The following is a 13407-nucleotide window of genomic DNA, read 5'->3' on the forward strand; positions in this document are numbered from 1 at the left end:
TTTAGTCCGCTTTCCCCGCATTTTTATCGAGGTTATTTTTTATCTTCTTGTAGAATATCTGGGGTTTGAAAGGTTTGGTAATGATATCGTTACACCCTGCATTGTACAATGCATCCATATTGTCTTCCAGCGAAATGGCGGTGAGAGCTACAACAGGGACTTTTTTGTTGAATTTGCGGATCTCTTGCGTTGCCTTGATGCCACTGATCCCCGGCATATGGATGTCCATAAGGATAAGATCGTAGGTATTGTTCCTGGCCATGTCGATGGCTTCGTAACCGTTATTGGCAACTTCTGAGGTGATATTTTTCTTCGCCAGCATCTTCTTGGTAACGACCTGGTTTATTTTATTGTCTTCGACCAAAAGGACATGAATGTTATCAAAAATGATTTCTTCTTCTGTCCATTCGTCGTCTACAGTCGATAAGACAGTATTGGTGACTTCTGTATCGTCTGCATTGTCCAGGGTGAGATCAAAAGTAAAAGTACTTCCCTTGCCTGGTGCGCTGTCCACCTTTATATCGCCTCCCATGAGGCTCAGGAGGTTTTTAACTATGGTGAGCCCCAGTCCTGTTCCTCCGTATTTCCGGTTGATCTGTGTGGATCCCTGGGCAAAACTGTCAAAGATCAGCGGGAGGGTTTCAGATTCTATACCCATACCGTTGTCACGCACTTCAAAATGGATCGTAATATTTTCTTTTTTGCGTTCCACAATCTCCCCTCGTATAGCTACCTTGCCGTTTTCCGTAAATTTCAGGGCATTGCCAATAAGGTTTATGAATACCTGTGACAATTTGAGGGAGTCCCCGATAAGTTTAAGCGGAATATTTTTATCCAGGTTTAATTCTATGGTGTTATTGTTTTCTTTGGCCGAGTGTTCAAGAGACCTTACTACCTTTACGAGCATCTGTTCGAGGTTGAAAGGAACCTTCTTGACTTTAAGCTGATTGGCCTCCGATTTATTGACCTGAAGAATGTCGTTTATGAAGTTTAACAGGTATTCTCCCGAAAATTTGAGGGAGTTGAGATATTCTTTCTGACTGTCTTTGGGGTTTTCTTCCAGTAACAGATGGGTGAGACCGGTTACCGCATATAAAGGCGTTCTCAGTTCATGGCTTACGGTAGAGAGAAATCTTGCCTTGACCTGCAGGGCGCTTTCCGCGTCTTCCTTTGCAGCTTGCAATTCCCTATTTTTTTTGAGCAGCAGGTTGTTGGTCTTGAGTTTTATTTTATTGTTTCGGTACAGGGACAGCGTAAGGATAAAAATGACGATCACGAGGACCGAGCTGAATATGGAGATCATTTTTGCAATGTTCACCTGGCGCGCCTGTTTACGTGCATCGGTTTTGTACTGCTCGATGACCCTGTCTTTGAAATTCGAGGTGTTTTGATAGGCAATATTATTGCGTTCTTCTATGGCCTGGGCACTGAAATATTTTTCTTTGAGCGCTTCTGCCAGGCGGGCATATTCCGCGGCTTTCTGCTTTTTACCCTGAATAAGTAATATATCTGCCATGAGAAGGTTTTTCCGAAGGTTCAACTTCGGAAAATCGGCATTTTGTATTAGTGGCGAAGTTTTTTCAATACAAGACATCGCCTTTTCGGGTTCTTTTAATTTCAGGTATGCGAATGCGAGATCGAGAAGAATTCCGGCATTGATATACTTTTGTTCGAAAGCATCCTGTAAAGGGAAAGTCCTGTGAAGTATGGATGCCGCTTTGTCATATTGTCCCTGTTCGAGAAATACCTGTGCTTCGTAATAAAAAACATGGCTCAGGGCGTCTTCTTCCTTCTGATTAAGGAGTGCTGCTTTCGCTTCGGAAATTAAGGAAGTTGCATCGGGATAGTTCCCTTTTCGGGCTGCTATCAGTGCTTTGAGCGCCAAAAATCTGGTTTCTTTGGTGGCTTCGGGATTGGGGTGGAGGTGGGACTCACCGAGAAATTCGTATACCTGCAGATCATTGTTCCGATCAAAATCCAGGTATAGTTGTATAAAAAGGGTATAGCACTCAAAGAGATAATGCGAACGTTTCCGTTTTATCGTGTCGGCCATGTCCACAGCATGTTTCAGCTCTTTTATGGCAGGTGCAAAATCAAATTTGTTTTTGTGGTAATATACTTTTTGTATGGCATTTTCAATGGAATCTCCGGAAGCATTGCTGTAATGTCCGAATATGAAGCCCGGAAGCAGGAACAAAAAGACCAGAAAATAGTAAGAGAGTCCCTTCATGGCAAAAGATTCACATAAATATAATGGGGTTCTCCATAAAATCAAAAATTAAACGGATTAAAAATTTGCCGGAATCCCTTTCGGTATTTGTAAACAGAGGTGCAATATCTCCAAAGAATTTACCGGACACCTTGTACCTGATTTTTTCTCTTTAACAGACTGATGTGTAAGATCAGATCAATGATCCGGCTGCTGTATCCGTATTCGTTGTCATACCAGCCAATGATCTTTACCATTTTGCCGATAACAGAGGTCATTTGTGCATCAAATATACATGAATATGGGTTATTTATCACGTCAATAGACACGATAGGGTCTTCCGTATAGGATAAAATACCTTTCAGGCTACTGTTTGCCGCTTTCCGGAAAGCATCGTTTATTTCCGCGATAGAGGTTTCCTTTGTGACGTTAAAGGTAATGTCGGTTAAAGATCCGTCCGGTACGGGAACACGGATACCACATCCTCCGATCACATCGCTCAGTTTTGGAAAAATACTGGTAAGAGCTTTTGCCGCGCCTGTTGTGGTAGGTACGATGGATTGCGCAGCAGCCCTTGCCCGCCTGAGGTCCCTGTGTGGCTGGTCGTGCAGACTTTGGTCCGATGTGTAAGAATGTACGGTAGTTATATAAGCCTGTTCGATGCCACAAAGTTCATCAATGACCTTTATCATCGGGGCGGCATTATTGGTAGTGCACGAAGCATTGGATACAATATCTTCCGAACCGTCGAGAATATGTTCGTTTACCCCCAGGACGATCATTTTTATCAGGTCGTCTTCCGGAGGCACTGAAAGGAGTACTTTTTCAGCACCGTTTTTAATGTGATATTCCAGCTGTTCTCTTTTTTTGTACTTTCCTGTAGATTCCAGTACAATATCCGGATGAAAAGGAGTCCAGTTCAGGTTTTGTATATCGGATACGTTGAGAAGCGGATAATGTTTGTCACCGACGACAATGGAGTTCGCATCACAGCTTACTTTATCGGTCAGAACACCGTGTATACTATCATATTTGAGTAAATGGCTCAGCGTTTTACTGTCCGCAAGGTCGTTGATGGCCACCACCTCTATACCGGGGTGATCCAGGAGCAGGCGAAATACCGTTCTGCCTATACGCCCGAAGCCGTTTATTGCTATTTTAATTCTATCCATACCCTGGAAATAAGGGTGTTTTTTTGATTTGATTGTTTTTTACGGTTCGGTTCATACGGACCTGTTTACAGAAAAAGGTCTTTCCTTATACGACAGCTATCTGTCTTCCACATGGGCGGAGACATTCCTGTGCTGAACAAATTCAGGTTATCGCCCTAATCGATATGTTTGTGCGCTTTATAAGAAGATCTTACAAGGGCGCCACTTTCTACGTGACGGAATCCCATGTCCAGGCCTGCTTCCCGTAACCTGTCGAATTGCTCCGGTAAAATAAACTGCTTAACCGGAAGGTGTTTTTTGGATGGTTGCAGGTACTGGCCAATAGTGACTACATCTACCTGTGCATCCCTGAGATCTTTCATGGTCTCCACAACTTCCTCTTCGGTTTCGCCCAGCCCGAGCATGATCCCGGATTTAGTCCTTCTCACTCCCTGGTCTTTCAGGTATTTTAATACGGCAAGACTTCGGTCGTACTTGGCCTGAATACGGACTTCACGAGTGAGCCTTTTTACGGTTTCCATATTGTGCGATACTACTTCGGGGGAAACTTCGACAATCCTGTCGATGTTTCTTTCCGCACCCTGGAAATCCGGAATTAAGGTTTCCAGCGTGGTTTCCGGGTTCATTCGCCTCACGGCTTTTACGGTCTCTGCCCATATGATAGAGCCCATATCTTTCAGGTCATCCCGATCAACGGAGGTGAGAACGGCATGTTTAATGTTCATTAATTTGATGGAACGGGCTACTTTTTCAGGCTCTTCCCAGTCAATCGTCTCCGGTCTTCCGGTTTTTACCCCGCAGAAGCCACAGGACCTGGTACAAATATTCCCCAGGATCATAAAGGTAGCCGTGCCTTCACCCCAACATTCTCCCATATTCGGGCAACTTCCGGATGTGCATATGGTGTTTAGCTTATATTTATCTACCAATCCCCTTAGTTCCGTATATTTTTTACCTGTAGGCAGCTTAACACGCAGCCATTTCGGTTTGCCTTTCGGCGGTGCCGCATTAGCAACAGTTTCTACACTCATAGCGCTGTTTTTATACTACAAAGATACAAAAGAAGTATGAAGTAACGGGTATGATGATCGGGAAGTGGAAATGTAGTTTTTCCGGGGTTATCCACAATTTTTTTAGCGAAGGATGTGGGTATTCCGGGTGCTATGTGTTCTTTATTTTTCAAAAAAGAGTTATTGTGTACCAAAGACTAAAACCTATCAAAAAGATAATTCCCAGCCAGCTGATGACCTTGAGAACAGCACCCGGCCGATCCTGTTCCGGGGTATGGGAGGAACAGATGAGCCGGAAATTGATAATCGCGTAGAAAGGTGCGGTTACGAATGACAGGATAGTGGCTATATCGATAAGGGTCTTCATCTCCGACAGGAAGTAAAGCAATATGGCAATCGTTCCTGCTGCGAGTATTATCATCCAGATGGCATAGGAGTGTTTGCTTTTTTGTCCGAGTAATAATCTTGTGGTATACGACATGGCCCTTGGCGAAGCGTCCAGTGTAGTGAGTGTAGTACTGAACATCGTGGTAAAGGCAGCCACAGCAATGAGTATGTAGGCGGCTTCCCCCAGATTTTTGGTGTATAAGGATATAAGTTGTTCGGAGAAAAGTGTGGCATTGCTGCTGAACGTGTTACCGGACCCGAACATGACCAATGCGCCCAATGCCATAAACAGTGTGCCGAGAATTATGGTACTGCTGTAGCCGAGGTTAAAATCGGTGATGGAATTTTTTAAGCTGTAGCCCGGAATGTTCTTTTTCTTCTCCAGGGCCCAGAGAGAATGCCATATAGAAATATCCAGAGGAGCGGGCATCCATCCCATGAAGGCAATGAGAAAGGCGATGCCGGCATCACTTTTTGGTAATATCTGGGTAAAGGTGTGTTGAACGGAAGTATCGGGAATAGCAAGAATAACCGCGACACAAGTGCTTATTGTCAGGGTTAGGACAATAATTTTCATCAGACTGTCCAGAAGTTTATATCTCCCTAAAATAAGTATAACCATACATAGGGCCGTAATTATGGCGCTCCATAAAATAATGTTCTGTGTTATCCCGAAAAGTGTGGAGGCTAAACCCGCCGTAACAATGGTCAGGGCGGTCTGTATGGTAAACATTGTTGCAAAAGTGAGGATGAAATACGTTACCAGGATAGGCGTGCCGAGTTTCTTATAGCCATCGAGCAGGCATTCGCCTGTGGAAAGAGTGTACCTGGGTCCGTACTGAAAAAAAGGGTACTTAAAAAGATGCACGAGTAAAAGGGCCCAGATCAGTCCGAAATCAAAATCTGCGCCAGCTCTTGTGGATTGTACGAGGTGAGATACGCCTATTGCCGCCCCTGCAAATAACAGGCCTGGGCCAAGCTTTTTGATATACTTATACATTCTTGCTTTTGTGGATAATTTCAGCCAGTAATTTTCGTGCCCGAAGTAATTTTACCTTGACATTATTAAGAGGTTCGTTGAGCTCCGATGCTATTTCCTGGTAGCTCAGTTCCCGGAAATACCGGAGGTTGATAACATCCTGGTAATGGGGTTTTAATTTTTTTATAAAGCGTTTTAACTGTGCGAGATTCTGTTCGTAAATCAGGTTGTCCTCTGCCGAGGGCGCATCGTCCGGCACATCGTAAACTTTGTCTTCATCCCGAGAGGTGGCCTGGAGCAGGCTTGATTTTCGTTTTCGAAGCAGGTCCAGGTGAATATTTTTTGAAATGGTCGTCAGCCATGTCTTAAAAGAGTAGCTGTTATCAAATGTGTCTATCCTGTCAAAAGCCTTGGAAAATGTCTGGATGGTAATATCTTCCGCATCATTTTCATTTTTGGTGCGTATAAGCTGAAAGCCGTAAATATCATTCCAGTAATAATCTAAAAGGAAATTAAAGGCTTTTTGATTACCTTCACGGGCCTTTTCTATGTTTTCTCTGATAAATTCTGAGGTTATTTCCAACGTGTACTTTTTCTGAAACTTGTTATAAAGATATAAAATTGCACACTAATAAGAGCGGCTTCGTACAGAGGAAGAAGCCATATAAATCCTTTTTCACCAAATTTTCGGGTCAGCTTTGCCATGATCGTATACTGAACTACCCATTTAAGGAAAATGAGAACCAGGAGCGGTGTGGAGTTTGCTCCTAGTAGTATCAACGGAACAGGTAATAACCAGAAAAGCAACTGCATTATGTAATAAAGGTTGAGTACTATCCGGTCCCTCAGTTTAAAATTGCGGAAAACATAAAAACCTTCCCGTTTTTGTTTTATCCATTGGGAAACCGAAGGTGTTGTAACAGATTCCGTGCATGCTGCCTTGGCGGTGCACACAATCGTATTTTTTGCTGTAGAGACTTCATTTATAAAAAGTTCGTCTTCCCCGTTTTTCATATTCATGTGGCTGATAAACCCGTTTACCTGGTAAAATGCGCTTTTATGGAAAGCCAGGTTTTTTTGGGAACCGGAATACGGAAGTCCGACTGTTGCAAATGAAAGGTATTTTACGGAATGGAACCAATTATCGAAACGAATCAATGCATTAGAAAATACATTCTTCTTCCTTTTTACAGTGCTGTAGCCTAGAATAACAGTTTTTTCTTCGGAGTAATGCTGACTGATCTCCCGCAACCATATATTGGAAAGCGGTACATAATTATCTTCGATAAATACCAGAAGATTGTTTTTAGCGGCTTTGATCCCAAGGGTGAGGGCATATTTTTTCTTGCCCCAAAAAGCTTCGTTGTTTACGACGTTGACTATTTTTATATTTTGATATCGTTCTGCAAATTCCTCTATGACTTCGAGTGTATGATCGGAAGAAGCATCGTTGACAAGGACAACCTGAAAATACGGATGATCCTGGGCCAGAACGGAAGGAAGGGTTTGCCGCAGAATATCGGCATTGTTTTTCGTTCGTATAATAACGGAGACCGGAACCGGGTTCCCTTGTCGTAAAGATCTACCGGAAAAAGCCAGTTTTCCGAATACTATATAATAAATGACGAGGACACCTGTGCTTCCTGCAAACAAGGAGAGTAAAGTTATTACCATAGGCAGTATCAGTATCCTGCTGCATTAGTTTTGTTGTACTTTCGGGTCCCTGCATTCCTGTTCGTCCGGCATTTTTCCACAAAAACTGCAAGCTTCGCCCGATTTATTCAAAAAAGGGCTCTGGCTGGCACAGGTCCCTGCGAACTTGCCATCTTTCTTTGCCCATATTTTTATGGCTATTCCTGCAAATGCTAGGGCTAGTAAACCTATGGTAAGCAAAACTAATTTCATCGTAGCAATCTTTATTTATTCTACTACAAAGTTACAAAACAAAATATTGAATAACGAATTATCCGGGTTGAATGATGCGTAATTCCACTGTCTTTCTCCTTGTCTTTCTCGAAAAATAATTTCTGTTGATCGTTTTAGGTTTTAGGCTATCTGAGGTAAATACTGGCTACCATATTTTCTTCGGTTGCATTGATATTTCCTCCTTTGGGTTCTATGGTGATATTGTAACTCTTGGCTCCTTCCCGGAAAGGAATGGACAACAACTTGTTTTGTGCGTTTTCCAAAATACCAAGACTGATCATTTCACCATTAATTTCTGCCCACATCTGGAACACCTGTTCTTCCGGAAGTTCGGGAAGGGAAACTACATTGATCATGGATAGTTTTTCCACGGGGTCAATGTAAGCTACCGTTTTCAGATTTTTGGCCCTGCGGTTTCCCTGGAGGACATATTTCTGGGTTTTGGGATTGTTGAGTATAAGGAACTGATTTTTTACATCGTCCAGTTTGGAATTGGTATTCAGGATATCACTTTTAAGTGCGGCGATCTCTTCGTTTACCAGTCCGTTTTTACTGAGTAATAATTTGTTCTGATAGAGCAATACTATAGTGGAAGTACAAAAGACAATTGCAATGACCGCTGCCGCATTGAAATACCAGGGCTTGTTTTTTTTCTTATCCTTGCGGATGGACCTCATAACATTTTTTTTAACCTGTATGGGGGCAGGTCTTGAAAATGACCTGGTATAATTTTCCAGGTCTTCCTGTAATTCGGTATATTTTCTTTTAATCTCCGGGTACCGGGCTATATTTTCCTCGATCTCGTAGTTTTCTTCAGGTGACGTAGAACCTATAAGGTATCTTTCCAGCATATCACTTTCCAGCATGGCTTTAATATCATTGTTCATTTTCTCGGTCTTTTGACTGTCCGTAAATTACACCCGTATTATGGGAGGTGTATGGATTTTCCCGGCAGATGTAAAAAGTGAAAATTAAATATTCGCATTAAAAATTTTTCTGAGTTCACGAAGGCCGATTTTTAGCCGGGATTTAACGGTGCCTAATGGAACATCCAGTATTTCACTGGCTTCCTGCTGTGTCATCCCCTTAAAAAACAGGGCTTCCAGAATTATTTGGTATTTTTCATCCAATGATGCGATATGTTTCTGAATGTCCATATATTCAGGTTTTATCGCGTCAATACCTATATTATATACGTTAGAAATATCCAGTTGGATTTCCTGTTCTTCTTTTATGTTCGCATTTCGGACTTTGTCTATGGCCGTATTTCGGATAATCCGGTACATCCAGGTAAAGAGCCGGGCCTTTTCCGCATTGTAGGTATGTGCTTTTTTCCATATTTTCATCAGGCCTTCCTGCAGAACATCTTTGGCCAGTTCCTCATCACGGGTTATTTTATATGCGATGCCGTAAAGGGCATCTCCATAGTAATTGTAGAGCATAGTCATGCCTTTCTCATCTTTTTCAATGAGCAGATTCATGATGTTGATTTCTAATAAAGAAGACATTGCCTTGGTATTTTTTTGGTACATGACATCCGGTACACCTGGTTATTTCGTATATAAGAATGAGGCCATTCAAAGTTATTAAAATTATGGACAGCTCTTTGTAAGAGGCAAGACTATTTTTCTTATAAGGCTTACGGGGGAAGATGTGCCTGAAATATGAATTTACAAAATAGTTGTTATATCTTATATCCGGTATGGAAAGGGTTAGTCATACCGGCGGAAAACCTCTCCGGTCTTTTTAAAGCCGGTGAGGTTTTTATTATTGACCCCGCTTCAATTAAAAATTTTTAAACGAGTTCATTTATAAAACGTTTACTTCGGGTTCCAGTGAAATGCCGAATTTATCTTTAACGGCCGCCAGTATCATTTGGGCTAATTGCCATATCTCTATACCGGAGGCATTCCCGTAATTCACCAGGACGAGTGCCTGTTTTGCGTGTACACCGGCGTCACCGTATCTTTTACCTTTAAAACCACATTGTTCGATAAGCCATCCCGCAGGGACCTTTGTCTGGTTTTCGGAGATGTTGTAGCCTGGTATTTCCGGGTATATTGTTTTTAGTTTTTCATAATCGGCCACCGTAATGACCGGGTTTTTGAAAAAGCTCCCGGAATTTCCGATTTCCGCCGGGTCGGGAAGTTTGCTCTTCCGAATGGCTATTACGGCATCGGATACATCCTGTATAGAGGGTATTGCAATGCCCCGCTCTTCGAGAAGGTCTTTTATGGCGCCATAGCCGGTATGTAAGTCGTGGTCGTTTTTTGAAAGCCGGAAGGTGACGTTTGTAATGATATACTTTCCTTTGGCTTCCTGTTTGAAAATGGAATCCCTGTAGCCGAAACGACAATCCTGACCCGTGAACGTTTTGCGTTTTCCGGAACGGACCTCTACAGCTTCACATGATTCAAAAACATCCTTAAGCTCTACACCATAGGCCCCTATATTCTGAATTGGGGCAGTGCCTACATTTCCTGGTATGAGGGAGAGATTTTCCAATCCCCCGTAATTTCTGTCCAGCGTCCATAAGACAAAATCATGCCAGTTTTCACCGGCTCCGGCCCTGATCAATACCTGGTTTTCATCTTCTTGTAAGACTGTAATCCCTTTTATTTTCATATGGATGACCAGGATTTCCAGGTCGCGGGTCAGGAGGATGTTGCTTCCTCCTCCCAGAATAAATCTGTCCGGGTAACCCGGATCTTCAATGATTTTCAGAAGTTCTGCCGTATCGGATACGGAAGTAAAATACCTGGCACGGACATCAATACCGAAAGTGTTATATTTTCTGAGGGATATATTTTGTTGAATGTTCACTTTATCTTTGGTTCAAGAGGTCCGTAGTTGCTGTAAATAAGGACGGCTAAAAAGACCGGAATATCCGTAGGATCAGCCGTCCGTATATTTTTGTTATTTTTTGTCCGGATATACTTTAAGGGCTTCTTTCAGTATATTCACCGCCTCAATGAGATCTTCTTTCTTGAGGACATAGGCAATACGCACCTGGTCGGTTCCCATTCCGGGTGTGGAATAGAATCCTGCAGCGGGAGCCACCATGACTGTTTGGTTCTTCCATTGAAAACTTTCCAGCAACCACCGCGCAAAATCATCTGTATTATTTACGGGGAGTTCGGCAATGCAGTAAAATGCACCTTTTGGTCTGGCTACACGTACGCCTTCTATTTTTTCCAGTTCACTGACCAACAGGTTTCTTCTGGACACATATTCTTCAATGACATCGTCAAAATAATGTTGTGGGGTCATCAGGGCGGCTTCACTGGCTATTTGAGCATAAGTGGGGGATGAGAGCCGGGCCTGGGCGAATTTCAGCACGGTTGAGATTACTTCTTTGTTCCGCGATACCAGGCAGCCTATTCTGGCCCCGCACATACTGTATCGTTTGGAAACGGAATCGATCATTATGGCATTTTCCGCTATCCCTTCTTCCCGCATTATGGAATAGTGCTCTGCGTTATCATATGTAAATTCCCTGTATACTTCATCCGATATCAGGAATAAATTATGTTTTTTAACGATTGCGGCAAGTTTGCGGATCTCTTCTTTGGAGTAGAGATAACCGGTAGGGTTACCCGGATTACAGATCAGTATAGCCCTGGTTTTCGGGGTGATGAGTTTTTCGAATTCCTCAATCGGAGGAAGAGCGAAATTGTCTTCTATGGAAGAAACCACCGGAACTACCTTTACACCGGAAGCCGTAGCAAAACCATTGTAGTTGGCATAGAAAGGCTCGGGTATGATAACTTCGTCACCGTAATCAGCAACAGTTCCCAAAGCGAACAAAAGCGCCTCGGAGCCACCGGTGGTAACAATAATCTCTCCGGCAGTAATATCAATTCCTTTGTCCCTATAGTATTCAGCTAACTTTTCACGATACTGCTCAGAACCTTCGCTCCTGGCATATTCCAGGATCTCTATGGCATTGTTCTTTACCGCATCCAGGGCTACTTTAGGGGTTTTAATATCGGGTTGACCGATGTTCAGATGATATACTTTACGTCCCTGCTTCTTTGCCTCTTCAGCATAGGGCACCAATTTACGTATGGGTGACTCCGGCATAAGTCTGCCTTTATCGGAGATTGCTGGCATAATATTTACTGTGTTAGTTTAATGTTTAAGCGCCGGAACGGGATGATGAAATGCTATCGTGCATGTTATTAAAGCCCTGGTGCTCTGATCTTCCTTTACGATCCGGCTATGCAAATTTGCGAAATAATTTTTAGCTGTTATCCGCCGGACCGAATATTATTGTTCTTTAATTTTTAATACGGTTTGGATGTATTATTAGAAAATAAAACTTATGCGTATATTAGTATTATGCATTTTTTTATACTAAATATTGATAAAAAAGCAATGCTGATCGTTTTTTCAGTGTTGTTTTTTTGTATTTCCTCTCCTGCCCAGTCGAATTTTAGCTTGTCTTCCGACAAGGATTATCATTCCGTCAGGTTCCGGCTTATTAGTAATCTTGTTGTATTGCCTGTGGAGATTAATGGGGTGGAACTGTCGTTCATATTGGATACGGGAGTTAACAAACCGATATTATTTGACCTTAGCTCTGCAGATTCCCTGAAGCTGAAAAATACGGAAGTAATTTACATCAGGGGGCTTGGGGGGGGTGAGGCCATAAAAGCCTACAAGGCAAAAAATAATATTTTCAGGATAAAAAAGGATATTGTCAATTACAACGAAGACATTTACCTGATACTTGACCAGGAGATTAATTTTGCGCCACGCCTGGGTATACCCATACATGGTATTATCGGTTTTGAGCTCTTCCGTGATTTTGTGGTGGAAATTAATTATGCACGTAAAAGAATAAGATTCTATCGTCCCGGAACTCACGAGCATGATACTTGTAGAAAATGTCAGACTTTTCCGTTGGACATCATTCACAATAAACCGTATTTAAAGGCGGCAGTAGATTTAAACGGCCTGAATAACGTAGAAGTGAAATTGCTTATAGATTCCGGTAGTAGTGATGCACTCTGGCTTTTCAGAAAGGAGGATGAAGGACTTGTTACCCCCGAAAATCATTTTGAAGATTTTCTCGGAAGGGGACTTAGCGGAAGTATTTACGGGGATAGAGCAAGAGTGGAAAAATTACAGTTGGGACAATTTGAACTTGAAGAAGCAAAGGTAGCGTTCCCTGATTCTGTCTCCATACAACATCTGCAAAACCTCAATGAAAGGGATGGTAGCCTGGGGGCAGAAGTATTAAAGCGTTTTAATGTGACACTGGATTACGGGGAACGAAAAATAACACTTCGGCGGAACAGGTATTTCAGAGAGCCTTTCAAATACAATATGAGCGGAATAGAATTGCAACACAACGGAATCCGGGTGGTTAAGGAGCTGGAATCGGGAATAAAGAGGGGGAGATCAGAAAATACGGGAAGTGAAGGTGTAGAAATACAACTGGACAGATTCTTTAAATATGCACTTCACCCCGCTTTTGAGATTGTTGAAATAAGAGAAGGGAGTCCTGCGTTTTTGGCCGGATTGCGGACGGGAGATATTATTTTATCCGTAAACGGGAAATCGACCCATAAACATTCGCTTCCCGAAGTTACGGAAATGCTGAATGTAAAGCCCGGTAAAAAAATAAGGTTGATAGTGCAAAGGGAAGACAATAGTATGCGATTTACTTTTGAGCTTAAGAAAGTACTTTAGTTTTTGGTATCATATAGAATAACAAAG

The 13407-nt window shown here is 42.5% G+C and carries 12 protein-coding genes; 1 reads left to right on the forward strand and 11 read right to left on the reverse strand.

The window, feature by feature from the left end; genetic code table 11:
• Position 1: 1 nt before the first annotated feature.
• From ACVBDY_RS07675 to ACVBDY_RS07725, 11 genes are all read right to left on the reverse strand, one after another.
• Positions 2 to 2230 carry an ATP-binding protein gene (locus tag ACVBDY_RS07675; RefSeq protein ID WP_447174882.1) on the reverse strand — a complete coding sequence of 743 codons (2229 nt, stop codon included), beginning with the start codon at positions 2228 to 2230 and terminating at the stop codon, positions 2 to 4.
• Between the two features lie 119 nt (positions 2231 to 2349).
• Positions 2350 to 3381, reverse strand: a complete 1032-nt coding sequence (gene gap / locus ACVBDY_RS07680) for a type I glyceraldehyde-3-phosphate dehydrogenase (RefSeq protein WP_447174883.1) — start codon at positions 3379 to 3381, stop codon at positions 2350 to 2352.
• Positions 3382 to 3536: 155 nt separating this feature from the next.
• Positions 3537 to 4412, reverse strand: a complete 876-nt coding sequence (gene lipA / locus ACVBDY_RS07685) for a lipoyl synthase (protein ID WP_447174884.1) — start codon at positions 4410 to 4412, stop codon at positions 3537 to 3539.
• Between the two features lie 148 nt (positions 4413 to 4560).
• Positions 4561 to 5778, reverse strand: a complete 1218-nt coding sequence (locus ACVBDY_RS07690) for an Nramp family divalent metal transporter (protein WP_447174885.1) — start codon at positions 5776 to 5778, stop codon at positions 4561 to 4563.
• The gene (locus ACVBDY_RS07695; protein ID WP_447174886.1) at positions 5771 to 6340 is read right to left on the reverse strand and encodes an RNA polymerase sigma factor; all 570 of its coding nucleotides are present in this window, start codon (positions 6338 to 6340) and stop codon (positions 5771 to 5773) included. Before ACVBDY_RS07695 ends, ACVBDY_RS07690 begins: the two co-directional genes overlap by 8 nt.
• On the reverse strand, positions 6331 to 7431 hold the full coding sequence (locus tag ACVBDY_RS07700) for a glycosyltransferase (protein WP_447174887.1): 1101 nt from the start codon (positions 7429 to 7431) through the stop codon (positions 6331 to 6333). Before ACVBDY_RS07700 ends, ACVBDY_RS07695 begins: the two co-directional genes overlap by 10 nt.
• 24 nt (positions 7432 to 7455) lie before the next feature.
• Positions 7456 to 7662, reverse strand: coding sequence for a membrane or secreted protein (locus tag ACVBDY_RS07705; protein ID WP_447174888.1), 207 nt, complete (start codon positions 7660 to 7662; stop codon positions 7456 to 7458).
• Between the two features lie 146 nt (positions 7663 to 7808).
• The gene (locus ACVBDY_RS07710) at positions 7809 to 8570 is read right to left on the reverse strand and encodes an anti-sigma factor domain-containing protein (protein WP_447174889.1); all 762 of its coding nucleotides are present in this window, start codon (positions 8568 to 8570) and stop codon (positions 7809 to 7811) included.
• A gap of 84 nt (positions 8571 to 8654) precedes the next feature.
• Positions 8655 to 9191, reverse strand: coding sequence for an RNA polymerase sigma factor (locus ACVBDY_RS07715; protein WP_447174890.1), 537 nt, complete (start codon positions 9189 to 9191; stop codon positions 8655 to 8657).
• Between the two features lie 301 nt (positions 9192 to 9492).
• Positions 9493 to 10506, reverse strand: coding sequence for a UDP-N-acetylmuramate dehydrogenase (gene murB / locus ACVBDY_RS07720; RefSeq protein ID WP_447174891.1), 1014 nt, complete (start codon positions 10504 to 10506; stop codon positions 9493 to 9495).
• A gap of 93 nt (positions 10507 to 10599) precedes the next feature.
• Complete coding sequence (locus ACVBDY_RS07725; RefSeq protein ID WP_447174892.1) at positions 10600 to 11796, reverse strand: pyridoxal phosphate-dependent aminotransferase; 1197 nt, start codon at positions 11794 to 11796, stop codon at positions 10600 to 10602.
• Between the two features lie 264 nt (positions 11797 to 12060).
• On the opposite strand from ACVBDY_RS07725, the gene ACVBDY_RS07730 reads away from it, so the two are divergent.
• Positions 12061 to 13380 (forward strand): aspartyl protease family protein, encoded by a 1320-nt coding sequence (locus tag ACVBDY_RS07730; RefSeq protein ID WP_447174893.1) that lies wholly within the window; start codon positions 12061 to 12063, stop codon positions 13378 to 13380.
• Positions 13381 to 13407 lie beyond the last annotated feature (27 nt).

Source organism: Sinomicrobium halophytocola (assembly GCF_052983395.1).